This is a genomic window from Candidatus Eremiobacteraceae bacterium (assembly GCA_035314825.1).
Taxonomy (GTDB): domain Bacteria; phylum Vulcanimicrobiota; class Vulcanimicrobiia; order Eremiobacterales; family Eremiobacteraceae; genus JAFAHD01.
Window position 1 is genome coordinate 1 of record DATFYX010000001.1, and the last position, 23,172, is coordinate 23,172.

A 23,172-nucleotide genomic window follows, 5' to 3' on the forward strand; every position below is an offset into this window, starting at 1 on the left:
CCGGCCTCGATCACGTAGCAGAGTCGGGTTTGGCGGCCGGAGCGATCCGGCCGCTCAACGACGAGAAGTCGCTTGCGACGCCCGCGTGCGTATGCCGCTGCCGGTAGGTGCGCGCCTTCGTGCGGTTGCCGCACACGCTCATGGAGCACCACGTTCCCGAGCGGTTCTTGGTCTCGTCGTAGAACGCCCATAGACACGTCTCGGCGGGGCATGCTTTGAGACGCGCCCACGTTCCATTGGCCATGGCGTCGAACGCGACGGCGATGATGCTGCCGAGCGCTCCGTCCACGCCCGGCGCGCGCGGCTCGAGGCCGGCGCCGCCGTCCGCTCTGAAACTGACCGCCAGCTGCGCGCAACGCGCGGCCCGGTTCAGCGTGTCCAGCGCGCTGGGATCGGTTTGATATCCGTTATTCGCGAGTGTGAGGTTGCGCAACGCCTCGCGCACGCCGACAGCGGCGGCGAGGTCGGTTTGCGTGACGGGCGTCGCGGCGTCAATGAGCCCAACGGTCGTCAGCCAATCGCGCAGGCCCTGGGGGGTGTCGATCTCGTCCGTCCCCTTTTCGTGATCGGCGGTGTTGATGAAGGCCTGGGCAAGCGCCAGCTCAGGCGGTGCCGGCTTGCTCCCCAGGTTCCTTGCGGGAAGAGTCATTACGACGCCATTATATGACCTTTGAGGGTTATATGACAATCCCAACGTCCCGCATGGCTTATTAAGAATATAACTTTCTAAAGCTATTGACAGGTTATATGCCGCGTATTATGATGTGGTTGCAAGCAGACGACAAAGAAAGGCTGGAGCACCATGAACCCGCGTCGCAACTCACATCTGATCGGCGTCGCCCACGGCGACTACGAGCTTCCCACGACCCGCACCGAGCTGGTGCGCAGCCCCAACGGCTTCTTCACCTCGGTGTTCGGAGGCTGGGGCGTAAGGATCTAGTACTGCCAACGCCAAGCCAAACCGCCATGAGAATGAAAATGATGATCGTGGCGGGGCTTGGCGTTCTCGTTGCTGCGGCAGCGCTCGCCCCCGTCTCGAGCGCGCGCACCACCGTCGCTGCAGGGCAGGTGATCGCGGCAGCGGGTGACATCGCCTGCGACCTCTTGCCCGCTACTGCCGCCCCGGCAGCTGACGAAACCGGACCAGACACGTGCCACATGGATGCGACCGCGAAGCTGATCGCCGAGCTGCATCCCGCGGCCGTGCTCGCGCTCGGCGACGAACAGTATGCGGACGGCACGCTGGCCCAGTTCAACGCGGGCTACGCCAAGTCGTGGGGCGCTTTCAAGAGCATCACCCATCCGGCGCCGGGCAATCACGAATACCACACGCCGAACGCGGCCGGATATTTCGCCTACTTCGGCTCGCTCGCCGGCGATCCGCAGCGCGGCTACTATAGCTTCGATCTCGCGGGCTGGCACCTGATCTCCCTCAACGGCAATTGCAAAGCGATCGGAGGCTGCGGGGCCGATTCCGACCAGGTCCGCTGGCTCACCGCCGATCTGGCAGCGCACCACGCGGCCTGCACGCTCGCGTATTGGCACCAGCCGCGCTTCTCATCGGGCGCCGTCCACCACAGCGACCCGGCCTATGACGCGTTTTGGCGCGCGCTGTACGCGGCGCACGCGGACCTTGTGCTCGGCGGACACGATCACGACTACGAACGGTTCGCCCCGCAGACGCCAGACGCCAAACCGGACCCCACGAACGGCATCACCGAGTTCGTGGCGGGAACGGGCGGCCGCAGCCACTATAAGATAGGCCAGCTTGAGCCGAACAGCCAGACCGCCAACGGCCAGACCTACGGCATCCTGGCGATCACGCTGAACCAGCACTCCTTTGACTGGCGCTTCATCCCCGAGCCCGGCTCGACGTTTAGGGACTCCGGGACACAGGCGTGCCACGGCTGAGCGGCGACCCGTAGGACATTCTCAGTACCCCCTCGCCGCCACTACCCGTGGTTGTACCGATTCGGGCACCCCTGCGCTCCGCGTACCATAAGGTCAGCGAAGGGCACCACCCAGGCCGCCCTCGCCCGCCGACCGTGAAAGGACGCAGATCGAAATGGACGCCAAGAAGAACGAATACATTCCGCAGGATGAGGAAGAGGTTGATACAGACTTGCTGGACAGCCGCTCGACGCTCGTGCACGTACGGCGCGGTCCTGACACGTCGATCTTCCGGGGCTGGGGCCCGAAGCTCTAATGCGGCTCTCGAGCTAAGGGCGACGGCTGCCGACGCCCTTAGCATTTTCTTTCTACAGCGCGTCCAGACCGCGCGCGAGGTCCGTCTGGATGTCGGCGACGTCTTCGATGCCGACAGACATCCGCAGAAAACCGTCGTGCAGACCCAACTCGTCGCGCAGCTCCTGCGAGAGGGCGCGGTGCGAGGACTTCGCCGGATGCGACAACGTCGTCGCCGTGCCGCCGAGGCTCAGGACAAGCCTGATCCGCGCCAGCCGTGCCAACAGCGTATCCACCGCCGCCGCGCCGCCATCGATCTCGAACGAGATCATCGAGCCGAAACCGCGCTGCAGCACACGCTTGGCGATCGCGTGATCCGGATGATCCGGCAAGCCGGGGTAGTGCACGCGCCGCACCTTCTGGTGGCTCGCCAGCCAGCGCGCTAGTTCGAGGGCAGAGTCCGCGCCACGCGCCATGCGCACGGCGAGCGTCTCGATCGAGCGCTCCGCGAGCCACGCATCGAACGCTCCGGGCACCATGCCCGCGCGCACGGCAAACGTGCGGATCGGCGCGAGCAGCTCTCGCGTTCCCGCCAGCGTTCCGATCACCACGTCATGATGGCCGCCGAGGAACTTGGTGCCGCTCTCCATCGCGAGATCTGCGCCCAGCGCGAGCGGTGTGCAGTGATACGGGGTGGCGAACGTGTTGTCGACGAGCAGCGCGCCACCCGCCCGTTTCGCCGCGGCGCCGAGCGACGGGATGTCGGCGACGCGCAGGCGCGGATTCGAAATCGTCTCGACGGCGAGCAGGCGCGCGCCGCCGCTAAGAGCGCGATCTACGGCAGACGGATCGGTCGCGTCCACGCGCACGGCACTCACCCCGAACCGCTCGAAATCGCCCAGAAGGCGCAGCGTGTTGCCGTACACCTCGCGCGCCGCGACGACGCGATCGCCGCTGTGCAATATCGTCATGAACGTCGCCGCGAACGCGGCCATGCCGGCCGAGGTGGCAAGCGCCTCAGGCGCACCCTCAAGCGAGGCGACCTGCGCTTCGAGCGCGAGCAGATTGGGATTGCCGTCGGAGCCGTAGATCGCGCCGGCGATGCGCCGTTCGTAGATCGCATCCACCTGCGCGAGGTCGGCGAACGTCCAGCCCGCGGACTGATAGATGGGCGTGCGCGCAGGCGAGTTCGCGGGCGCGTCGGCGCGAGCGTCATGGACGCCGCGAGTGCTAAAACCGTCGCCAGATGGGGCCATCGGCGACCGCTTGGCGTAAAGAAGGGGTGCCGCCTGGTGCGGCACCCCTCAATGCTTCTAGAACGCGAACGTTAACGCGTTAGTGCTTCTTCTTTTTCGTTGCTTTCTTCTTAGCTTTTTTCTTGGCCACGGTGCGCAGGTCACCTCCCTCTGAACTTCCGGTGCTCGCGGGGCGTTGCTGTACGCCGCTATTTCGTTTCCTAGTCTGATCCGCCGGTGCGGAGCCGCGCGGTTATGCACGATGCCGGAGGGTACGGGGTCACGACTGGCCCACGGAGTGTGTGTTCGTTTCAACGCAGCGTTCCCCTTTTCTGTCAGAGCGCGCGGGGCAGGAGTCATATGCGGGCACAACTCATACTGTATACCCTATGCGACCTTCGAGGCGCGTCGTCATCACCGGACTCGGTGCGGTCACGCCGCTCGGCCACACGGTTCCTGAGTTCTGGTCCAACGTCGTCGCCGGCAAGAGCGGAGTCGGCGAGATCACGGCGTTCGACGCCTCGCATCTGCCCACGCGCTTCGCGGCGGAGGTGCGCGGCTTCGACGCGCCGGCCCTGATGGGCAAAAAAGAGGCGCGCAAGGCCGATCGCTTCGCGCAGTTCGCCATCATCGCCGCCAAAGAGGCGCTGGCCGACTCCGGCCTTGAGATCAACGACGACAATCGCGACGACATCGGCGTCGTCATGGGCTCCGGTATCGGCGGCATCATCACGATCGAGAACCAGCACAAGGTCATGCTCGCGCAAGGCGCGGACCGGTTGTCGCCGTTCTTCATCCCCATGCTCATCTCGAACATCGCGCCCGGCCTCATCTCGATGAACATGGGCGTGCGCGGGCCGACGTTCACGTCGGTCTCGGCGTGCGCCTCGTCGAACAACGCGATCGGCGAGGCCTACCGCTCGGTCCAATTGGGCGAGGCCGACGCCATGATCTGCGGGGGCTCAGAGGCCCCCATCTCGCCGCTCGCGGTAGCCGGTTTCTGCGCCATGCGCGCGCTGTCGACGCGCAACGACTCGCCCGCGACCGCCAGCCGGCCGTTCGACAAGGAGCGCGACGGCTTCGTGATGGCCGAGGGCGGCGGCGCGCTCATGATCGAGGAGCTGGAGCACGCTCGGCGCCGCGACGCGCGCATCTACGCCGAACTCGTCGGCTACGGCACGTCGTCGGATGCCTACCATATGGTGCAGCCGGATCCGGATGCTCGCGGCGTGACCTTGGCCATGCAGCGCGCGCTGCGCGACGCCGGCATCGAGCCGTCGGACGTCGACTACATCAATGCCCACGCGACCTCGACCGATCTCGGCGATATCGCCGAAACCCAGGCGATCCACCGCGTGTTCGGCGAGCGGGCCAAGACGCTGGCCGTGAGCTCGAACAAGTCGATGTTCGGCCATGCGCTCGGGGCGGCGGGCGCGCTGGAAGGCATCTGCACGGTGCTGACGATCCGCGACGGCATCATCCCGCCGACCATCAACTACCACCACGTCGATCCGCTGTGCGACCTCGATTGCGTGCCCAACGTCGCGCGCAAGGCCACGGTCGACATCGCGATGTCGAATTCGTTCGGTTTCGGCGGCCACAACGCGGTCATCGTCTTCCGCCGTTTCGCGGAGAGCTGATTGTCACAAGGCCTCGCGCGGCGCAAGACGCTGCGTGCCTTCGGCAAGGGGCTCGGCCTCAAAGCGGCCGCGAGCGGCGAATGTGAGCTGCTCGGGGCCGCGCTCACGCACGACTCCTACGCCTTCGAGCGCGGCGACCGCCGCGGACTTTCGGCCAACGAGAGACTGGAGTTCCTGGGCGACGCGGTCGTGGGACTCGCGGCGTCGGCGTGGCTGTATGCGCGCCATCCCGACGAACCCGAGGGCCGGCTGTCGCGCCGCCGGCAAGCGCTCGTCTCCGGGCCGGCGCTGGCGAAGACCGCGGCTAGGCTCGGACTCGGTCCGATGCTGCGACTCGGCAAGGGCGAGGCCGCCGGTCAAGGCGAGCGTCGCCCTTCCATTCTGGCGGGCGCGTTCGAAGCATTGGTCGGCGCGGTGTTGGTGTTGGAAGGCTACGACGCCGCGGCGCGCTTCGTCGAGCGGTCGCATCTCGCGCAGGCCGACGACGCCGCGCGCATCGATCCGCGCACCGCGTTGCAAGAGCTCGTGCAGGCCAGATTCAAGCAGCCGCCGCGCTATACGTTCGAAGGTGAAAGCGGTCCCCCGCATGCGCGCGTCTTCCGGGCGCACGTCGCCGCGGGCGGCGTAGTGGGAACCGGCACGGGTTCGACGAAGAAGCAGGCGCAGGCCGAGGCTGCTGCCCAGGCCCTCCGGAAACTAACGAGGCAAACCGTCAATCTACCTTAAGAGTATCGATCTCTTCGGTTTCAAGACGTTCGCAGAGCGGACGCGCCTCGTCTTCGAACCGGGTATCTCCGCGATCGTGGGCCCCAACGGCTCGGGCAAATCGAACCTGGTCGACGCCGTGCGTTGGACCCTGGGCGAGCAGAGCGCGAAGCAGCTGCGCGGCGGCCGCATGGACGACGTCATCTTCGCCGGCAACAATCGCCGCCGCTCGCTGGGCATGTCGGAAGTGACGCTGACGTTCGACAACAGCGACGGGGCGCTGCCGACGCCGTTCGGCGAGATCGCCGTCACCCGCCGCGTCTATCGCAACGGCGAAGGCGAGTACTTCCTCAACAAATCGCAGGTCCGGCTGCGCGATATCATGGACCTGTTGCTCGGCACCGGCCTTGGCCCGGACGCATCGGCCATCATCTCGCAAGGCGAGATCGACGGGATCCTCTCCGCCAAACCGATCGCGCGCCGCGAGGTCTTCGAAGAGGTCGCCGGCACGAGCAAGTACCAGGCGCGCAAGCACGAAGCGCAGCGCCGCCTCGAGCAGACCGACGCCAACGCGCTGCGCGTCAACGACCTGCTCGTCGAGCTCGATCGCCAAGTGCCCGCCATCGAACAACAGGTGCGGCGCGCGAAGCGCCATCAGAAAGTCGTCCAACGGCTGCGCGATCTCGAGATCCTCTCGTTCGTGCGAAACACGCACTCGCGGCGCGAGGAGCGCGCCGGTCTGAGCGAGGCCCTCCGCGAGCAAGAGATCGAACGCGCCGCAGTGGACGCGCAACGCGCCACGTTGGAAGCGCGCCTGGCCAAGGCGCGCCACGAAGAGTATCAAGCCACGCTCGCGCTCGACGAGCGCAACGCAGCGCACGCCACCGCGGCGACCACCGTGCAGGCGGCGGCATCGGCGCAAGCGACCGCGCAGGCGCGCGTGGACGAGACCGGCCGCCGCTGCGAAGCGTTGGAACGGGAAGTCGACGCAGCCGCGCGCGACATCGCGGCCGCCGAAGCGCGGGTCGCAGCGCTGGTGTCGGCGCTTGCCCAGACCCGCGCGCAACGCGACGAAGCGATGCGGCTCGTCGAAGAACGCGCGATCGCCGAACGCGGCGCGGCCGCGCAATGGGATCAAGCGTACGTCGCCCTCCGCGCGGTCGAAGACCGCCGCGCCACGATGGCCGCGTCCGCGGCAGAAGCGGATGCAGCGACCCAGGCGCATCTCACGCACAAAGAACGGTTGAGCAACGCCGCACGGCGTCTCGAGAGCGAGCTTGGCGCGGCGCGCGAAAAGCTCGCCTCGGAGAAAAAGCGGACCCAATCCCTCAAAGAGACGTACGCGGAGCTGGACCGGGCGGTCGAACGCGCTGTCGCAGAGATCGCGCGAGCGGCGAGCGAGCGGGAAGCGGCCGGCGCCGCATTAGAAGAGGCGCGCGCCGATCTGGAACGCAAACGCGCCGCCGCCGTCGAGGCCGACGCTCGCATGCGCGCACTTGCAGACCTGGCGGCGGGCAGGCACGACATGCCGTCAGGCGTCCGTTCCGTGCTCGACGCCGCCGCTGCGGGCGCGCTGCACGGGATTCTCGGCGTCATCGCCGAGCGGATCGAGACCGATGCCGCGTACGCGCAGGCGATCGACGTCGCGCTGGGCTCGAACGCGCACGCGCTGGTCACGCGCACCGGCGCGCACGCGCACGCCGCGATCGAGCATCTGAAGAAGGGCGGCACCGGGCGCGCCACGTTCCTGCCGCTCGATGCGGTGGGCCAACAGGAACTGCCGCTGCTGGTCGAGGCCGGCCGACGCGACGGCGTCATCGGCCAGGCGCGGGAGCTAGTGCGCTGCGCCGACGAGGTCCGCCCCGCAGTCGATTACGCCCTCGCCGGGGTCATCGTCGTGGACTCGCTGCGCACCGCGCAGCGCCTGGCACGCGAATTCGCGCACGCGACGCTGGTCACGCTCGCCGGCGAGGTCGCGCGCGATGCTTCGCTGACAGGGGGGAGCCGGGATGACGACCGCGGGCCGCTGGCCCGCCGCGCTGCGATCGCCGAGCTGGGGCGTCTGCTGTCCGCCGCGCGGGAGACAGCGCAGCGCAGCGAAGCGGCCCTCGCGCAGGCTCGCGCCGCGTTCGGCAAAGCGACGGCCGAGGCCGAACAGGCGGGCGTGCGCCGCAACGAAGCCCAAGCTCGAGTGCACGACTCGCAGGTCTCGATCGAGCGCAGCGCCGCGCAGAGCTCCGGGCTGGAGCGCAGCATCGAGGCGCTCGAGAAGGAATTCGGCGAGACGCGGGTCGCCCTCGAGAACATCGACGCGCAATGGCGCGCGCACGACGAACGTCACACCGCGGGGCGCGCGGCGGTCGGCGCCGTCGAGGCCGAGCGCCGTGCCGCCGCGCACGCGTCCGACGATTTGCAGAAGACCCTCAACGAGCTGCGCGAGCAGCATCGCGATGCCGCTTCCGCCGCGGCCGCGTTGGTCGAGCGAGTCGCGCAGGCCGGCGACGACGTCGAGCAGGCGCGCGCGCACGTGATCGAGCGCCGCGAGGCCCACGGCGCACGCATCGACGCGCTGGCCGCGGCACGCGGCGAGCGCGAACGGGCGCAGGCCGAACTCGCAACGGCGCTCCAAGAGCGAAGCGTGGCCGATGCCGCGTTGCTGGGCGCCGAACGCGACGCGCACGAGCTGCGCGCAAAGCGCGACGCTTCCGCCGCGACGGTGCGCGAGCTCGAAGAACAGCTCAACGCGGAGCAATCGCAGACCAAAGAACGTTCGCTCGAGCTCGACCGCCAGCGCATCCGGCTCGCCGAGATCGACGCCGAGCTCTCCGTGCTGCAGCAGCAATTCGCGCAGAATCCCGCGTCGCCGCAAGAATGCGACGACGTCGCGGCGCGCTACGCGGCCTACGAGGGCGACGCCGACGCCGATATCCGGCGTCTGCGCGAAGAGCTGGCGCGCCTGGGCGGCGTCAATCTCAACGCCCTGGAGGACCATGCCGCGCTGCTCGAACGCCGCGATTTCCTGCGCGGCCAGCTCACCGACCTCGAGCGCGCCCGCGCCAGCATCCTGGCGGTGATCGCGGAGATCGACGCCGAGTCGGTGCGACAGTTCAACGCCGTCTTCGAAAAAGTGTCGGCCGCGTTCTCCGAGATGTTCTCTCGTCTATTCGCCGGCGGCGTGGGCAAGATCTGGCTCGCGCAATCCGACGATCCGGCCCAGGCCGGCGTCGAGATCGCCGCGCAGCCGCCCGGCAAGAAGATGCAGAGCCTCAATGCGCTCTCAGGCGGCGAGCGCGCGCTCACCGCGGTGGCGCTCATCTTCGCCATCCTCACCGTACGGCCGAGCCCGTTCTACATCTTCGACGAGATCGACGCCGCGCTCGACGAGGCCAACATCGGCCGCTTCGGCTCGGTGCTCGCCGAATTCGCCGGTCGCGCGCAGATCGTCATCATCACGCACAACAAAGCGACGATGACGCTCGCGGATCGCATCTACGGCGTCACCATGGGCGAGCCCGGCGTTTCGAACCTGCTCTCGCTGGCGCTGGAGCAGGTGGGTGCCTAGCGCCCGACCGGCCGCGCTGCTCTCGCTCTCGGACCGCACGGGTCTGGAGCCGCTCGCGCGCGCCCTCGCGCAGCACGGATTTCGCCTCGTCGCGACCTCCGGAACCGCAAACGCCATCCGCGAGTTCGGCCTCGAGGCGGAAGAAGTCGGCGACGTCACCGGCTTTCCGCCGTTGCTCGACGGCCGCGTCAAGACGCTGCATCCGAAGATCGTGGCCGGCATCTTGGCCGATGAGAGCAAGCCGACGCATGCCGCCGAGCTGCACGCGCACGGCATCGCGCGGTTCACGGTCGTGGCGGTGAATCTCTATCCGTTCGAGCGCACCTTCGCGCAGGCGGGCGTGACCGACGCCGAGGTGATCGAGCAGATCGACATCGGAGGCGTCACGCTGCTGCGCGCGGCGGCCAAGAACTACGGCAGCGTGAGCGTGCTGCCGGATGCGGCGAGTTTCGAAGATTTCGCCGAAGCGCTCGAGCGCGGCGGACCAGGCCTGCCGGAGCGTCGGCGTTGGGCGGCAGCGGCCTTCGCGCGCTGCGAGCAGTACGACGCGGCGATCGCGCGGTATTTCGCGGCAACCGGCGGCGACGACGAACTGCCTGACACATTGCACGTCGATCTGCCGTTGGCCAGCCGGTTGCGCTACGGTGAGAATCCCTGGGCGCGCGCGGCCTTCTACGTCGGCCGCTCGGTGCAGATACCGGCGCAGCTCTCAGGCAAGACGCTCTCCTATAACAATCTGCTCGATGTCGATTCGTGCGTGCGCCTGCTCGCGCCGGTGGAAGAGCCGCGCGGATTCCCCGCCACCGCTCGCTCGGCGCGCCGCGCCCTGGCGGCGATCGTCAAGCATACCGTGCCGAGCGGCGTCGCAGGGCGCGCGACTCCGCTTGAGGCGCTGAACGCGGCGCTCGGCGCCGACCCCATTTCGGCGTTCGGGGGCATCGTCGCGTGCAACACGCCGATCGATGTGCCGGCAGCCGAGCTGTTGCATTCACGCTTCCTCGAGGTCGTCGCCGCGCCCGGTTTCGAGCCTGCGGCGCTGGAGATCTTACGGAAGAAGAAGAACCTGCGCGTGCTCCAGTTCGACCGCGAACTGCCGAGCCGGCTGCTGGCGGCCGCGAAGGTGCGCTCCGCGTTGGGCGGTGTGCTGCTTGAATACCCGGATCCCGATGCCGCGCCGGATGAGTGGCGCGTCGTCACGCAGCGGCGGCCGACGGACGCGCAATGGCGCGACATGCTGTTCGGTTTCGGCGTCGTCCGTCAGGTCAAGTCGAATGCGGCGGTGGTCATCGGCGACGAGGTGACGCTCGGCATCTGCGGCGGCCAGACCAACCGCGTGGCGGCGGTCGAGCTCGCCTGTCAGCGCGCCGGCGAGGGGACCAAAGGCGCCGTGCTGGCGACCGATGGCTTTTTCCCGTTCGCCGACGGCATCGAAGCCGCGTCGCGGGCGGGCATCGGAGCCGTCGTCGCGCCAAGCGGTTCGATCAGAGACGAGGAAGTGATCGGGGCGGCGCGCAGCCTCGACGTCGCGCTCGTCTTCACCTCGCGCCGCTACTTCCTACACTAAAAATGTAGCGGTCGAATTTATTCGACCGTCCAATCGGTCATGCCGCCGTCAGCGTGACGGCCGTTCCGTAACACAGCACTTCGGTGACGCCCGGGCCGATCTCGGTCGCATCGTAGCGCATGCTGATGATGCCGTTGGCGCCTATCTGGTCGGCGTGCCGGATCATGAGCTCGTACGACTCCATGCGCACCTTCTCGCACAGTTCAGTATACAGCGTGATGTTGCCGCCGATGATCTGTTGCAGGCTCGCGCCCATGCTGCCGAAGATGCTTCGCGAGCGCACGACGATGCCGCGTACGATGCCGTAATTCTTCGAGACTTTGTAACCCGGCAGTTCGAGAGCGGTGGTGACGAGTGAATGGTCGAATGCCATGGGCGTCCTCCAATGACGGACGAGGAAGGAATCGGATGCTCGAGGTTAACGCGCGCGCGCCGTCAATCCCTGTTCCGGATCAATCGGGACGCCCGCGCAGCATCGATGAGTTCAAAAGCTCGTGGGTCGTCCTGTGGTTCTATCCCAAAGACCACACCAGCGGTTGAACGAACGAAGCGTCGCAGTTCCGCGATGCCCAACCCGAATTCACGCGCGCCGGCGCCCAGATCGTCGGCGTCAGCCGCGACTCGGTGCAATCACACGAGTCCTTCGCGCAGGCGCAGGGCTTGCAGTTCCCGCTGCTCGCCGACACCGGCGAGGCGCTGTGCAAAGCGTATGGAACGCTTGTCGAACGCGTGGCCGACGACGGCTCGAAGTCGATGGGGCTGCAGCGCTCGACATTTCTCATCGATACGCACGGCGTGATCCGCCACGTCTGGCCCAAGGTGTCGGTGCCGGGTCACGCGGCCGACGTGCTCGACACGCTGCGGTTGATGACCGCGAAGGGCTAGATCGAGTATGACATGGTTCGCCGGAAGCCTCATCATCTGGTCGCGCACCGCGGCGCCGAACGACGACAACCCTGACCCGCCCTGCCACTTCTGGGAACGCGTCATGATGGTCGAGGCCGATGACGTCGATCGTGCGGTGCAGAAGCTGACCGATTTCGGCAACGCCGACGCGGCGGAGAATTCGACGCAGCCCGACGAAGGCGACGATATCCAGCCCTCTTCGTCGGAGGCCGGCGCCGAGCAGCTCGTCTTCATGGGAGTCCGCAAGGTCCGCGCGATCGAATCCGTCGGACCGCCCGGCGCGGAGCCGGCGGGCGATCTCGTCGAGGTGATGTTCTCCGAGATGGAGGCCCGCAACAAGACCGACCTCCTCAAAGTCGCGGCGGGCAAAGATGTCATCGTGAGGTACATCGACTAGCCGACCGCGCGCGTTCGACCGTCGCCTGCTCGATGCGATAGCGCAGCTCGCCGCTCTGCACGCGCGCGCTCAGGATCCCGCTGACACAGATCTCGGTGCCGGCCTCGATGTGGATCGGTCCTCGCGGCGCCACGTCGAACCCGACGTCAAGCGCGTCCGCGGCGCAACAGGCCATGACGAGGCGCGAGACGCTTGCGTCTTGATCGGCGCGCGCGGGTGTCCAAACTCCCGACACTGCAACCGAGCGGCCGACCACGGCCTGCGGCTGTTGATCTAATCGCTCGAGCAGCGCGAAGAGATCTCCCGCACGGCGACCCCCCGGCGCTTGCGTGACGACACGTTCGATGGGCAGCGAGCGGGGCAGCGCCGATCCGAAAGCAAGACCCGCGCACGCCGACGCCAACGTGCATGCGCGCGCGCGCTTGGGCATGAGCGCGATGACCAGCGTCGCACAACCGAAGGCCGCGACGACGAGAGCCGGCGCAGCGACAAGGACGCGGCTAGCGCCGGTCGCGGCTGCGGCGAGCGCCACACCCGCGAGCAGCGCGGCAAAGCTGAACGTGCGCATCAAGCGAGCGCGGCGGCCGCGGCACATCCCGCCGCGCCGGCGACGCAAGCGAGCAGCATCCGCGCGGCGCCGAAATGCCGGCGCAGCAGAGAGAGCTGGCGCAGATCGAGGCATTGAGCCGCGATGATGAACGCGGCTTGGGCATGCGGCGACCGCGCGACGAGTTTGGCGAGGATAGGATCGGCGCTCGAGCACGGCGAGAGCAAAGCGCCCGCGATCGCCGCGACGATCGGTGAATGGAGCTCCCCGCGCGGCGCCACGACCAGCGCGAGCGACGCACCGCAAGCCGCGGGCAATAGCAATCGAAGCGCGCTCTCGAGATGATCCCGCAACGAGATGGCTTGCGCGGCGCACGGATGTGCATGCGATGCTGGCGCATCCGACGGACAAAGCGACCACGCAAGAGCGACGCCGGCGGCCGCCACCAAACCGCCGGCGATGCGCGCGGTGAGAAGATGATGGCCGAGCACCGCGGCCGTGGCCGCGAGCGCGAACGGATTGCAGACCGAGCCCCAGGTGAGCGCAGCGCCGGCAACCGGAATGCGGCATCCGCGCAACGCGGCGGCGAACCCGTTCATGCTGCAGTCGCAGCCGGGCGCGACGACGGTGACAAACGCCGCGATGACGCCTGCGCGTCGCGCGAGGCGCGCGAGCAGCGCGGCAGCGAGCGTGCCTGCGACGACGTAGGGGCCGGCCGCCAACACGATCGACGTCGCATCGATCGTGATGCGAGAGCCTATCTCCGCGGCCGCCGCCAGCCCAGGCGTCGCGATCGAAGGATCGCTCGACGCAAGGCCGCTAGCCGCAAGCACGAGCGCGACGGCCCCGAACCCAAAGGAGGGTTGCTGACGGCGGTTCACCTATCGAACCCTTGTGAAGCATGCGGCAGCGCCACGCGGAACGTTCGATGTCCTTCCCACGCAGGCACGCCGATGGCAAGCCCTCGAGCGCATCGTCGACGAGGTGTGCGGCCGCTTCGGCTATGGCGAGATCCGCACGCCGATCTTCGAGAGCACGGACGTGTTCGTCCGCACCATCGGGGTCGGCACCGACATCGTCGACAAAGAGATGTACACGTTCACCGATCGCGGCGACCGCAGCCTCACCCTGCGCCCGGAGTTCACAGCGCCGGTGGTACGCGCCGTGCTCGAGCACAATCTGCTGCAGAATCTGCCGCTCAAGCTCTACTATCGCGGTCCGATCTTCCGCTACGAGCGCCCGCAAAAGGGACGATATCGCCAAGCGCATCAATGGGGCATCGAGTGCTTCGGCGTCGCCGGACCGGAAGCCGATGCCGAAGTGATCGCGCTCGGCATCGAGATCATCGAATCGATCGGCATCACGGATCACGTGCTGCGCATCAATTCGATGGGCTGCGAGTGGTGCCGCGCGCAGTTCCGCGCGGCGCTCGTCGGCTATCTCGAAGAGCGCGCGGATCGGCTGAGCGAAACAAGCCGCACGCGCTTGGAGCGCAACCCGCTGCGCATCTTGGATTCCAAAGATGAAGGCGACCGCCGCGTGCTCGCCGGCGCTCCGACGATCGACGCGTTCTGGTGCGACTCGTGCCGCGCACATCTCGCGAGCGTGCGCGAGCTGCTCGACGCGATGGGAATCTCAAGCGAGCTGGACACGCACATCGTGCGCGGCTTCGACTACTACACGCGGACCGTCTTTGAAATCGTGTCGCATGCGTTGGGCGCCCAAAACTCCATCTGCGGCGGTGGGCGCTACGACCGCCTGGTCAAAGACATGGGCGGTCCCGACACGCCGGGCGTCGGACTCGCGATGGGCATGGAGCGGCTGTTGATGCTGGTCGAGGACGCGCACAGCACGAAGCTCGACGGCGCCGCCCCCGTGCACGTCGCGCTGGTCGCCTTGGAAGCAGAAGACATCGGCGTGCTCGTGCCAGTGATGCACCAATTGCGGCGGCGCGGCATCGGCGCCGATATGGACTACACGCGCCGCAAGCTCGAAAAGCAGATCGTGGCGGCGTCGGATAACGGCGCGAGATTCGCGATCATCGTCGGGGGCGATGAGCGCGCCGCCGGCGAAGCAACCATCCAGGACCTGCAGACCCGCGAGCGCCGCCGCGTCAAGATATCCGACGTCGCCGACACACTCGCCGCGCGGCTGCAGACACCGACGGAGCGCGAGCATGGATCTCAATAAGAAGATCCTCGATCAGCTCGTCGAGCTCATGCAGCGCGACGGGCTCGACCGGCTGCGCGTGCGCGTCGGCGACCTCGATCTCGACCTGCGCATGACCTCGTCCAAGCACGACGCGGGGCCAGCGAGCCACGCGGCCGCGCCGCAGGCAGCGGCGAGCGCGCCGCCGCCCGTCGCGCACGCGGCGCGCCACGATGAAGCGCCGCCCAACGTCAGAAAGGTCCTCGCGCCGTTGGTCGGCGTGTTCTATCGCGCGCCCGCTCCGAATGCGCCGGCGTTCGTCGAAGTCGGCGATACGGTGAGCGAAGGGCAGGTTTTGTGCATCCTGGAAGCGATGAAATTGATGAACGAGATCGTGAGCGAATACGACGGCAAGGTCGTGAAGATCTGCATGCAAGACGCCGAACTCGCTGCGCTCCACCAGGAGCTGTTTTGGATCGAGACGTGAGCGCGCCGGCGAAGCGCAAGCGCTTCGCCGACTGCATGGCAGAGCGCGCCGATCTGTGGCGCGAGGGCGACTATGAGGCTCCGGTGCACGCCGCATGCGACGCCATCGTGCGCTGCATCCGCGCTGGCGGGCGCGTGTTCTTCTTCGGCAACGGCGGCAGCGCGGCGCAAGCGCAGCACCTCGCCGCCGAGCTGACGGGCCGTTTCTTGCTCGAGCGGCCAGGCTACGGGGGGATCGCGCTGACGGTGGACACGTCGGCGCTGACCGCGATCGCCAACGATTACGGATTCGACCGCATCTTCGCGCGCCAGCTCGAAGGGCTGGCGCATCGCGGCGATGTCGCGGTCGGCATCACGACGTCCGGCAAGTCGGCCAACGTCATCGAAGGCCTCAAGACGGCGCGTCAACGCGGGGCGACGTGCATCGCGCTCACCGGCAACGGCGGCGGCCCGATCGTCCAACACGCTGACATCGCCATCATCGGACCCCACGGTCCATCGTGGAAAGTGCAGGAAGTGCAGTTCGCGCTCGGCCACATCATCTGTGAACTGGCGGAGCTCGAGCTGGCGGGATCATGAGAGCCGTCTTCGTCGATCGCGACGGCACGCTCAATGTCAATACCGGCTACGTGAGCGACCCCGCACGCGTCACGCTCGTCCCCGGCGCCGCCGACGGCGTGCGCCTGCTCGCGCAGGCCGGCTACGCGATCGTCGTGATCTCGAACCAGTCGGGCATCGCGCGCGGTTATTTCAGCGAGGATGACGCCGACGCGGTCGACGCGCGCGTGCGCGAGCTCTTGGCCGCACAAGGTGCCCCCATCACCGCCATGTACCGCTGTCCGCATTGGCCGTCCGACCAGCGCCCACCGGGCGTGCCGGCATGCGACTGTCGCAAGCCAAAGCCGGGGATGCTCGTGCGCGCTGCCGCGGACTTAGGGATAGACCTCGACCGCTCGTGGATGATCGGCGACCGGCTGCTCGACATGCAGGCAGGCCAAGCGGCGGGCTGCCGCTGCGTGTTCGTCCCCGGCGTGCCGCCGCAGGAGCCCGTCGAAGATCTCTCGCCGGCGCCGCCGCAGTACCGCGCGCGGGATCTCGCTGACGCGGCGCACTTCATCATCACGGCGGACGCAAGCGCGGCTCGACCCGCTCCGGCTCGATGAGCGCCGACCGGCCCGCCTGGGTCGCCGATCTGCTCAAGTCGATGCGCGGCAAGCGCATTGCAGTGGCGGGCGACATCATGCTCGACGAATGGCTGTGGGGAAGCGTCCAGCGGATCTCGCCCGAAGCGCCGGTGCCGGTCGTCGAGGTCAGCTCGCAGTCGTTCACCCTGGGCGGCGCCGGCAACGTCGCCAACAACCTGGCCGCCCTGGGCGCGAAGGTCCGGCTGCTCGGCGTCGTCGGCACCGACGAGGCCGGCCAACGCGTGCTCGAGCTGTGCCGGCAGCTCGGCATCGACGCATCGGGGGTCGCCGTCGCGCGCGGGCGGCCGACGACGCGCAAAACGCGCATCGTGGCGCACAATCAGCAAGTCGTGCGTGCCGACCGCGAGGTCAGCGGCCCGCTCGACGCCCGCTCGCAGCGCACGGTGTTGGAGCGACTGCGTGCGCTTGACGGCCTGATCGACGGCGCGATCGTCTCAGATTACGCCAAGGGGATGGTGAGCGCGCCGATCGTGCACGCGCTGCTAGCGCACGAGCATCGCGTGGTCGTCAGCGGCGATCCAAAACCGCACAACCTCGCCGCGTTCGCCGGCGTCGACTGCATCGCACCCAACCTGGTAGAGGCCGCCAGCGCCGCGGGGATGGCGATCGACGGCGATGCGACTCTCGCCCGCGCAGCCGCCAAGCTGCTGCGGCTAGCCCGGACGCGCTACGTTCTCGTCACCCGCGGCGAGCACGGCATGACGCTGTTCGGCGCCGGCTCTGCGCCGTTCACCGTGCCGGCCATCGCGCGCCAGGTCTACGACGTGAGCGGCGCGGGCGATACCGTCATCTCGGCGCTCACCCTCGCGCTTGCCGCCGGCGCGCCGATCCGCCACGCGGTGGTGCTCGCATCGCTCGCCGCGGGCGTCGTCGTGGAGAAGCTCGGCACGGCGACTGCGACCGCCGCTGAGATCGGGCAGTTCGCGCAACGCGAAGGCGTGGCGCATCCCACGCGGCTCCAAGGCAAACCCGCCAAAGGCCAGCGCCGTGCACGCCGCCGATAAGGTCCGTTCGCGCGAAGACATCGCCGCACTGCTGCCGGAACTGCGCGCGCGAAGAGGCGCGGTCGTCTTCACAAACGGCGTGTTTGATCTGCTTCACATCGGCCACGTGCGCTATCTCGAATTCGCGCGCGCGCTCGGCGGCATCCTGATCGTCGGGGTCAATTCGGACGCGTCGGTACGCGCGCTCGGCAAAGCGCCCGCACGACCGATCGTTCCCGCCGTCGAGCGCGCCGAGCTGGTCGCCGCGCTCGCGTGCGTCGACTACGCATGCATCTTCGACGAGCAGCGGCCAGACGCAACGCTGCGCGTGATCAAGCCTGACATACACGTCAAAGGCGCCGGTTACACGATCGAAGAGCTGCCCGAGGCGGCGACGGTCGCAGAGATCGGAGCTTCGATCGTGTTGGCGCCGCACGTCGAAGGCCGTTCGACCAGCGCGCTGTTGCAGCGCATCCGCGAGAGCAGCGGCCTGTGACGCCGCGCATGGTGGTCGCGGTCAACGGACCGGGTGAGCTCATGGGGTGGTGCCGCCCGTTCGTGCGCGCCTTGTACGGGCTCGATGCGGATGCGCACGTGACCATCGTCTTCGTGCCGTGTCCGTATGCGACGGGGCGCGAGCCGGCGACGGCCCAAGCGCTGTTCCCAAAAGCGACCGTGGTGCCGCCCAAGCAATACGCGCGCTTTCTCATGGGGCGCGCCACCGCCGGGATGGAACGCGGCCCGGGTGCGCTCCAATATCTCGGCGGCGACCTGTATCACGCCAAGACGATCGCCAAGCGCATCGGCTTGACGGCCATGACGTACAAGTTCTCGCGCCGCAACTACGCGCACACGTTCGTCCGTTTCTTCGCCGTCGACGAAGCCAACGCGCAGTCGCTGCGCGCGAGCGGCGCTCCGCCGCAACGCGTCCAGGTCGTCGGCAATCTCGTCGCGGATGCCGTCCTCGACAGTCTGACCAAACCCGCGCCCCCGCCCGGCGTCGGCGACACCCTGTGCATCTTCCCCGGCAGCCGGCCGCCGGAGCTGCGCTCGCTGCTGCCGTTCCTGCTCGACGCCGCCCTGCGCGTGATGCGCGAGCGGCCCGGGCTGGGTGCGAGCGTTTCAATCGCGCCCTTCAATACTGATGCGGAGATCAGCGCTAGCCTGCGATCTCCCGACCCGGCGTTCGGAGGGGTGCGCGGCGAACTGGTCGACAGTGGGCGCGCGATCGCCGTCGATGGGGTCCGGGTCAACGTCGATCGCTCCGGGTCGTACGAGGCGCTCGCGCGTGCGGCGCTGGTGATCGCGACGCCCGGGACGAAATGCGTCGAGGCCGCCGTGCTCGGCAGACCCATGCTCGTGATCCTGCCGTTCAATCGCTTAGATGACGCGGTGATACCGGGCATCGGCGGCTACTTGCGACACGTGCCGCTGGTGGGGCCGTCGCTCAAACGCTGGCTCGCGCTCGCTTTCGAGCGCCGCTTCAAATACGTCGCGCAGCCGAACATCGACGCGGACAAGCTGCTAGTGCCCGAAATGCGTGGCGAGCTGACCGCAGACGACGTCGCGCGCCGCGCGCTGGCCATGCTGGCGGATCCGGACGCCTTGCGGACGATGGGCGAAGAACTGTCACGGCTCTATGCGCGCGACGTCGGCGCGTCGGCCAGGATGGCACGCGAGGCGTTGGCCGTCGCCGCGCAGGCCCTCGGGTCGGCTGCCGGAGCGGCATCGTAGCTATGTCCGAGGCCACGGTGGTCATCGCGACGCGCGATCGCGCCGAGCTCTTGCGCGATTGCCTCGCCCGCCTCGCGCGGCAGACGGCGGCCGGGCGGTTCGACGTCGTCGTCGTGGACAACGGCTCGAGCGATAGCACTGCAGCGGTCATCGAGGGCGCTGCGCCGCTCGCTCGGCGCGTGTTCAGCGCCGAACCGAATCGGGGCAAAGCGCGCAACGCGGGCATCGCCGCCGCGGCCGGGCGCATCGTCATCTTCTGCGACGACGACACCCTAGCGCCAGAGACGTTCGTCGCCGCCCATCTGGAGGCGCACGGCGGCGCAAGCGATCGCGTGGTCAGCGGTCCGATCGTCAACGTGTCCGACTCGGCACACCTGCACCCGGTGACGGCCGCGCACTACTCGCGCGCGTTTTTTTGCACCTGCAACGTCAGTTCGCCCAGAGCGGCGCTCGACGCGGTCGGCGGTTTCGACGAATCGTTCGACCTCTACGGTTGGGAAGACACGGATCTGGGCGTGCGCCTGCGTGCGCACGGGATGCATCGCGTGTTCGCCTGGGACGCCTACATCTATCACGTCAAGCCGCCGTCGTCGATGACCCTGGCGCTCCGCGTCGCGCTCGCGCGCGAAAAAGGAGAAATGGCGGCGCGCTTCGTGCGCAAGGCTCCGACGTGGCCGGTCAAGCTCGCGACCGGAGCGTATGCGGCGAACTTCGCGCGCGCCGCGCTGGTCGGTGCGCCGCCGTTGCGACGCCTGTATGCGCGTATCGCCGGCGCCGGCGAAGACCGCCTTTCAGGCGCGCGCGCGATCGCAGCCGACGCACTGGCGGACGCGGCGTACATCGACGCACTGCGTGCGGCGCTGCGGCGCGCCGATGGCTGACGGCCCGCGCTTCCTTCTCGTCCGGCTCGACGGACTCGGCGACGCGCTCGCATGCGTGCCGGTGCTGGAAGGTTTGCGACAAGCGTATCCCGGTGCCGGTTTCGGCGCGGTGTGCTCGCCGGCGAATGCACAGGCGTTTTCGCCGCGCGTGACGGTGCACGTCTTCGGAGGCGGCACGTCTGTCGCGGCGCTCGGCTCCGAGCTGCGACGCGCCGCTTATACGCATGCGCTCGTGGCGACCGAGGAGGTCGCAGGGTACGAGCTCGCGCGCGCGTCAGGCGCGAGCCGGCGCTCCGGCTTCTGGCATCGCCTCGAAAAACCGTTCAAGTCGCTGTGGCAGTTCGTCCGATTGACCGATCGCGTCTACCGGCCCGCGGCGTGGACGTCGCGACCCGAGCACGAAGTCGAAACGCTGTATCGGCTCGCGCTGCCGTTCGGCGCCCAGCAGCCGGCGCCGCGCGACATCATCGCGCTGCGCAGCTGGCTCGCGGGTTGCGCGACCTCGGCAACGCGCACCGGCGCGCTCGGGTTCCAGGTCGCAGCGAAACTCACGGTCGACGGATGGGGTCCTGCAGCGCTTGCGCAGCTCTGCGGCGCTACCCTAAAGGCTTCAGGCTTGCATGATTTGACGCTCCTCGCCGCACCTCGCGACCAGGGCCTGGCGTCGGCCTTGATGGAACATTTGGAAAGCGACGTGCGCGCGTGCGCGCATCTGTCACCACCCGCCGGCGTGCCGCAGTGGCTGCGCGCCATCGACTCGCTCGCAGCGCTCGTGACGCCGGATACCGGCGCTGCGCACGCAGCCGGCATGCTCGGAGTTCCGGTGATCGACCTCTTCCTCCAAACGAGATTCGATCAGCTCTCGCGCCAGTGGCGACCGTGGGCAGCCCCGGCGCGCTGCATCGTTAAACCGCTGCTCGGTCCGGGCGTGCCGCAGCGCCTCGGCGAGCAGCTGGGCGCGCAGATCATCGAGCTGCGTGCGCTCGACGTCCGGCCATGACGCTGACGACCGAACCTCGCGTGCTGGCGGTGTGCACGGGCGGCGGCAGCGGCGACTTGCTGGCGGCGACGCCGGCGATGCAGGCGCTCGCGCGCCGCTTCGGACGCAAGCTGTACGTGCTCGCGTCGCCCGCATCGGCGCCGCTGCTGGAAGGCCACCCGGCGGTCGAAGCCGTCCTGGTCGACGACGGGCGCGAGTCGGTCGATGAGGCCGCCGCGCGCATCAAACAGCGCAACTGCACTCACGCCGTGGTCTTCTGGTCCACCGCGCGCGTCGCGGCTATCGTGTATCGCGCCGGCATTCCGATACGCGTCGGCCAGTCGCGCCGGCTGTACTCGTGGCGCTACACGATCCGCGTTCCGGTGCGCACCGAACGCGGCGATCGCACAAGCCACTGGAGCGACGTGCAGATGGATTACGCGCGCGCTCTCGGCGCTGCGCCAGTGTCGCAAGACTATCGCATCGTCATCCCGATCGGCGCGGACGACCGCGCGCAGGCGGACGCCCTCATCCAGCGCGTGGCGCCGGCCGGACGTTTCGTGGTCTGGCACGCCGCGCGCGGCATGCGCCTTGCCGCAGTGCAGTGGCCGGTCGAGCGCTTCGCGGCTATCGGCGACGCGCTGGGCGACGCATTCGAAGCGCCGGTGCTGCTGACCGGGAGCGCCGATGAAGCGCCGGTGATCGCCCGCATCGGCGCCGGCATGCGTGCGGCGCACGCCGTCATCGCCGGCGAGACCACCCTGCGCGGGCTTGCCGCACTGTTCGCGCGCGCTGAGGTGGTCGTGGCGTTGGACTCCGGACCGATGCACATCGCCGCTGCGGTCGGCGCACCGACCGTGGGCATATTCGCGCTGCGCACCGATCTGCCGCAACGCTGGCGGCCGCTCGGCGACCGCGTGGTCATCGTCGGGCCATCGTACCCGTGTCCGCCCTGGTGCCGCAAAGAGACCTGCAAGTCGTTCGATTGCTATCGCGCGCTCGATCCCGCCGCGATCGTGGCCGCGGCTCGTGCCGCGGCGCAGATGACTGCGAGCGTCGCATGACCGCTCCGATCATCACCGTCCAGATGAGCACGTACAACCGGCGCGCGCTTCTCGGGCGCGTGATGCAAGCGCTGTTCGAGCAAGATCTGGACCATTCGCAGTACGAGATCGTGCTCGTCGACGACGGCTCGACCGACGGCACCTACGAAGACGTCATCGCCGGCCTGCGTCCGACGTGCGCGCTAACCGTCGTGCGCCAGCGCAACGCCGGCTTGGCCGCCGGGCGCAACGCGGGCATCGCGCGCGCGCGCGGCGAACTCATCATGTTCATGGACGACGACGTGCTGGCCACGCCGGGCCTGCTGCGCGCGCACATCCGCTGTCATCGCGCGCACCCGCGTGCGATCTGCCGCGGCGGCGTCATCAACGTGGCCTCGTTCGACGAACTGCCGCCCGCCCGATACTCGTGGCGCAATTACTCCGGCGCGTACTTTTGGACAACCAACGTCTCCGTGCCGCTCGCGCTGCTCACAGAAGCCGGCGCCTTTGACGAGAGCTTCCGCGAGTACGGCTGGGAGGATCTGGACGTCGGCCTGCGCCTGCGCCATATGGGCGTGCCGTCGATCCTTGCCAAGGACGCGCTCGTCTACCATTATAAGCCGCCCGCGCCGCCAAGCGCATTTTCAGGGATGAGGCGACAGGCGCGCGCTCAGGCACGCACCGCGGTGCAGTTCATCGACAAACATCCGCACTGGCGCGTCGCGCTTGCGACCGGCCAAGTCGCTCCGCTGTTGTGGTGGAGCGGGGTCGCCGATTCGCTCGGCTGGCCGCGCGTGCTGGAGCGTCTTGCCGCCCCACGGTCAGGCGAAGACGGCTTGCCGATGGGGCTGCGCCGCTGGGCCGCTACGCGGCTGGCGCGCGCGGAGTACTACGACGAATTGCGGCGCGCGCGCGCGGCGCGCGACGTGAAACGGTAGGCGCCGCTGCCCGCATATCGCCGCATCCTGCTCAT

Annotated in this window: 25 protein-coding genes; 20 read left to right on the forward strand and 5 right to left on the reverse strand. The window is 68.4% G+C overall.

Annotated features, from left to right (window positions below):
- Window positions 1-10 precede the first annotated feature (10 nt).
- On the reverse strand, window positions 11-649 hold the full coding sequence (locus tag VKF82_00005; GenBank protein ID HME80435.1) for a CGNR zinc finger domain-containing protein: 639 nt from the start codon (window positions 647-649) through the stop codon (window positions 11-13).
- A 153-nt stretch (window positions 650-802) separates the two neighbouring features.
- On the opposite strand from VKF82_00005, the gene VKF82_00010 reads away from it, so the two are divergent.
- The 3 genes from VKF82_00010 (at window position 803) to VKF82_00020 (ending at window position 2,206) form a co-directional block, all read left to right on the forward strand.
- On the forward strand, window positions 803-940 hold the full coding sequence (locus VKF82_00010) for a hypothetical protein (GenBank protein ID HME80436.1): 138 nt from the start codon (window positions 803-805) through the stop codon (window positions 938-940).
- A 26-nt stretch (window positions 941-966) separates the two neighbouring features.
- Complete coding sequence (locus VKF82_00015; GenBank protein HME80437.1) at window positions 967-1,911, forward strand: metallophosphoesterase; 945 nt, start codon at window positions 967-969, stop codon at window positions 1,909-1,911.
- A 154-nt stretch (window positions 1,912-2,065) separates the two neighbouring features.
- Window positions 2,066-2,206 carry a hypothetical protein gene (locus tag VKF82_00020; protein HME80438.1) on the forward strand — a complete coding sequence of 47 codons (141 nt, stop codon included), beginning with the start codon at window positions 2,066-2,068 and terminating at the stop codon, window positions 2,204-2,206.
- 52 nt (window positions 2,207-2,258) lie between these two features.
- Here VKF82_00020 and VKF82_00025 read toward each other — a convergent pair whose 3' ends face one another.
- Window positions 2,259-3,440, reverse strand: coding sequence for an aminotransferase class I/II-fold pyridoxal phosphate-dependent enzyme (locus VKF82_00025; GenBank protein ID HME80439.1), 1,182 nt, complete (start codon window positions 3,438-3,440; stop codon window positions 2,259-2,261).
- A gap of 368 nt (window positions 3,441-3,808) precedes the next feature.
- On the opposite strand from VKF82_00025, the gene fabF reads away from it, so the two are divergent.
- The 4 genes from fabF to purH are packed head-to-tail and all read left to right on the forward strand — an operon-like array spanning window position 3,809 to window position 10,890.
- Entirely contained in the window at window positions 3,809-5,059 is a 1,251-nt protein-coding gene (gene fabF / locus VKF82_00030; protein HME80440.1) for a beta-ketoacyl-ACP synthase II, read from the forward strand.
- The gene (gene rnc / locus VKF82_00035) at window positions 5,060-5,785 is read left to right on the forward strand and encodes a ribonuclease III (protein HME80441.1); all 726 of its coding nucleotides are present in this window, start codon (window positions 5,060-5,062) and stop codon (window positions 5,783-5,785) included.
- Window positions 5,786-5,789: 4 nt separating this feature from the next.
- Window positions 5,790-9,326: a chromosome segregation protein SMC gene (smc, locus tag VKF82_00040; GenBank protein HME80442.1), complete on the forward strand. Its 3,537-nt coding sequence runs from the start codon at window positions 5,790-5,792 to the stop codon at window positions 9,324-9,326.
- Window positions 9,319-10,890, forward strand: a complete 1,572-nt coding sequence (gene purH / locus VKF82_00045) for a bifunctional phosphoribosylaminoimidazolecarboxamide formyltransferase/IMP cyclohydrolase (protein ID HME80443.1) — start codon at window positions 9,319-9,321, stop codon at window positions 10,888-10,890. The genes smc and purH overlap by 8 nt, the downstream gene beginning before the upstream one ends.
- Window positions 10,891-10,927: 37 nt before the next feature.
- On the opposite strand, the gene VKF82_00050 is transcribed toward purH, so the two are convergent.
- Window positions 10,928-11,263 (reverse strand): YbjQ family protein, encoded by a 336-nt coding sequence (locus VKF82_00050; protein HME80444.1) that lies wholly within the window; start codon window positions 11,261-11,263, stop codon window positions 10,928-10,930.
- Between the two features lie 35 nt (window positions 11,264-11,298).
- Between VKF82_00050 and VKF82_00055 the strand changes: the two genes are divergently transcribed.
- Window positions 11,299-11,775 (forward strand): peroxiredoxin, encoded by a 477-nt coding sequence (locus tag VKF82_00055; GenBank protein ID HME80445.1) that lies wholly within the window; start codon window positions 11,299-11,301, stop codon window positions 11,773-11,775.
- A gap of 7 nt (window positions 11,776-11,782) precedes the next feature.
- Window positions 11,783-12,193 carry a hypothetical protein gene (locus tag VKF82_00060; protein ID HME80446.1) on the forward strand — a complete coding sequence of 137 codons (411 nt, stop codon included), beginning with the start codon at window positions 11,783-11,785 and terminating at the stop codon, window positions 12,191-12,193.
- On the opposite strand, the gene VKF82_00065 is transcribed toward VKF82_00060, so the two are convergent.
- Together VKF82_00065 and VKF82_00070 are read right to left on the reverse strand one after the other, a co-directional pair.
- Window positions 12,171-12,761: a hypothetical protein gene (locus tag VKF82_00065; protein ID HME80447.1), complete on the reverse strand. Its 591-nt coding sequence runs from the start codon at window positions 12,759-12,761 to the stop codon at window positions 12,171-12,173. The two genes, VKF82_00060 and VKF82_00065, sit on opposite strands and share 23 nt — an antisense overlap.
- Entirely contained in the window at window positions 12,761-13,621 is an 861-nt protein-coding gene (locus VKF82_00070) for a hypothetical protein (GenBank protein HME80448.1), read from the reverse strand. The genes VKF82_00065 and VKF82_00070 overlap by 1 nt, the downstream gene beginning before the upstream one ends.
- A gap of 13 nt (window positions 13,622-13,634) precedes the next feature.
- On the opposite strand from VKF82_00070, the gene hisS reads away from it, so the two are divergent.
- From hisS to VKF82_00125, 11 genes are read left to right on the forward strand one after another with little or no spacing between them, the layout of a single operon-like run.
- A complete protein-coding gene (hisS, locus tag VKF82_00075) occupies window positions 13,635-14,930 on the forward strand; it encodes a histidine--tRNA ligase (GenBank protein ID HME80449.1) in 1,296 nt (431 codons plus the stop codon).
- On the forward strand, window positions 14,917-15,375 hold the full coding sequence (gene accB, locus VKF82_00080; protein ID HME80450.1) for an acetyl-CoA carboxylase biotin carboxyl carrier protein: 459 nt from the start codon (window positions 14,917-14,919) through the stop codon (window positions 15,373-15,375). The genes hisS and accB overlap by 14 nt, the downstream gene beginning before the upstream one ends.
- Entirely contained in the window at window positions 15,372-15,953 is a 582-nt protein-coding gene (locus VKF82_00085; protein ID HME80451.1) for an SIS domain-containing protein, read from the forward strand. Before accB ends, VKF82_00085 begins: the two co-directional genes overlap by 4 nt.
- On the forward strand, window positions 15,950-16,537 hold the full coding sequence (locus VKF82_00090; protein HME80452.1) for an HAD family hydrolase: 588 nt from the start codon (window positions 15,950-15,952) through the stop codon (window positions 16,535-16,537). Before VKF82_00085 ends, VKF82_00090 begins: the two co-directional genes overlap by 4 nt.
- Complete coding sequence (locus tag VKF82_00095) at window positions 16,534-17,583, forward strand: PfkB family carbohydrate kinase (GenBank protein HME80453.1); 1,050 nt, start codon at window positions 16,534-16,536, stop codon at window positions 17,581-17,583. The genes VKF82_00090 and VKF82_00095 overlap by 4 nt, the downstream gene beginning before the upstream one ends.
- Window positions 17,567-18,058, forward strand: a complete 492-nt coding sequence (locus tag VKF82_00100; protein ID HME80454.1) for an adenylyltransferase/cytidyltransferase family protein — start codon at window positions 17,567-17,569, stop codon at window positions 18,056-18,058. The genes VKF82_00095 and VKF82_00100 overlap by 17 nt, the downstream gene beginning before the upstream one ends.
- Window positions 18,055-19,296 (forward strand): hypothetical protein, encoded by a 1,242-nt coding sequence (locus VKF82_00105; protein ID HME80455.1) that lies wholly within the window; start codon window positions 18,055-18,057, stop codon window positions 19,294-19,296. The genes VKF82_00100 and VKF82_00105 overlap by 4 nt, the downstream gene beginning before the upstream one ends.
- Before the next feature lie 2 nt (window positions 19,297-19,298).
- The gene (locus tag VKF82_00110) at window positions 19,299-20,177 is read left to right on the forward strand and encodes a glycosyltransferase (GenBank protein HME80456.1); all 879 of its coding nucleotides are present in this window, start codon (window positions 19,299-19,301) and stop codon (window positions 20,175-20,177) included.
- On the forward strand, window positions 20,170-21,177 hold the full coding sequence (locus tag VKF82_00115) for a glycosyltransferase family 9 protein (GenBank protein ID HME80457.1): 1,008 nt from the start codon (window positions 20,170-20,172) through the stop codon (window positions 21,175-21,177). Before VKF82_00110 ends, VKF82_00115 begins: the two co-directional genes overlap by 8 nt.
- A complete protein-coding gene (locus VKF82_00120) occupies window positions 21,174-22,220 on the forward strand; it encodes a glycosyltransferase family 9 protein (protein ID HME80458.1) in 1,047 nt (348 codons plus the stop codon). Before VKF82_00115 ends, VKF82_00120 begins: the two co-directional genes overlap by 4 nt.
- A complete protein-coding gene (locus tag VKF82_00125; protein ID HME80459.1) occupies window positions 22,217-23,137 on the forward strand; it encodes a glycosyltransferase family 2 protein in 921 nt (306 codons plus the stop codon). Before VKF82_00120 ends, VKF82_00125 begins: the two co-directional genes overlap by 4 nt.
- The last annotated feature ends 35 nt before the right edge of the window (window positions 23,138-23,172 follow it).

Coding starts and splice junctions, on each gene's coding strand:
- VKF82_00005 (HME80435.1), bottom strand. CDS start 649: ATGACTCTTCCCGCAAGGAACCTGGGGAGCAAGCCGGCACCGCCTGAG.
- VKF82_00010 (HME80436.1), top strand. CDS start 803: ATGAACCCGCGTCGCAACTCACATCTGATCGGCGTCGCCCACGGCGAC.
- VKF82_00015 (HME80437.1), top strand. CDS start 967: ATGAGAATGAAAATGATGATCGTGGCGGGGCTTGGCGTTCTCGTTGCT.
- VKF82_00020 (HME80438.1), top strand. CDS start 2,066: ATGGACGCCAAGAAGAACGAATACATTCCGCAGGATGAGGAAGAGGTT.
- VKF82_00025 (HME80439.1), bottom strand. CDS start 3,440: ATGGCCCCATCTGGCGACGGTTTTAGCACTCGCGGCGTCCATGACGCT.
- fabF (HME80440.1), top strand. CDS start 3,809: ATGCGACCTTCGAGGCGCGTCGTCATCACCGGACTCGGTGCGGTCACG.
- VKF82_00050 (HME80444.1), bottom strand. CDS start 11,263: ATGGCATTCGACCATTCACTCGTCACCACCGCTCTCGAACTGCCGGGT.
- VKF82_00060 (HME80446.1), top strand. CDS start 11,783: ATGACATGGTTCGCCGGAAGCCTCATCATCTGGTCGCGCACCGCGGCG.
- VKF82_00065 (HME80447.1), bottom strand. CDS start 12,761: ATGCGCACGTTCAGCTTTGCCGCGCTGCTCGCGGGTGTGGCGCTCGCC.
- accB (HME80450.1), top strand. CDS start 14,917: ATGGATCTCAATAAGAAGATCCTCGATCAGCTCGTCGAGCTCATGCAG.
- VKF82_00090 (HME80452.1), top strand. CDS start 15,950: ATGAGAGCCGTCTTCGTCGATCGCGACGGCACGCTCAATGTCAATACC.
- VKF82_00095 (HME80453.1), top strand. CDS start 16,534: ATGAGCGCCGACCGGCCCGCCTGGGTCGCCGATCTGCTCAAGTCGATG.
- VKF82_00110 (HME80456.1), top strand. CDS start 19,299: ATGTCCGAGGCCACGGTGGTCATCGCGACGCGCGATCGCGCCGAGCTC.
- VKF82_00115 (HME80457.1), top strand. CDS start 20,170: ATGGCTGACGGCCCGCGCTTCCTTCTCGTCCGGCTCGACGGACTCGGC.
- VKF82_00120 (HME80458.1), top strand. CDS start 21,174: ATGACGCTGACGACCGAACCTCGCGTGCTGGCGGTGTGCACGGGCGGC.
- VKF82_00125 (HME80459.1), top strand. CDS start 22,217: ATGACCGCTCCGATCATCACCGTCCAGATGAGCACGTACAACCGGCGC.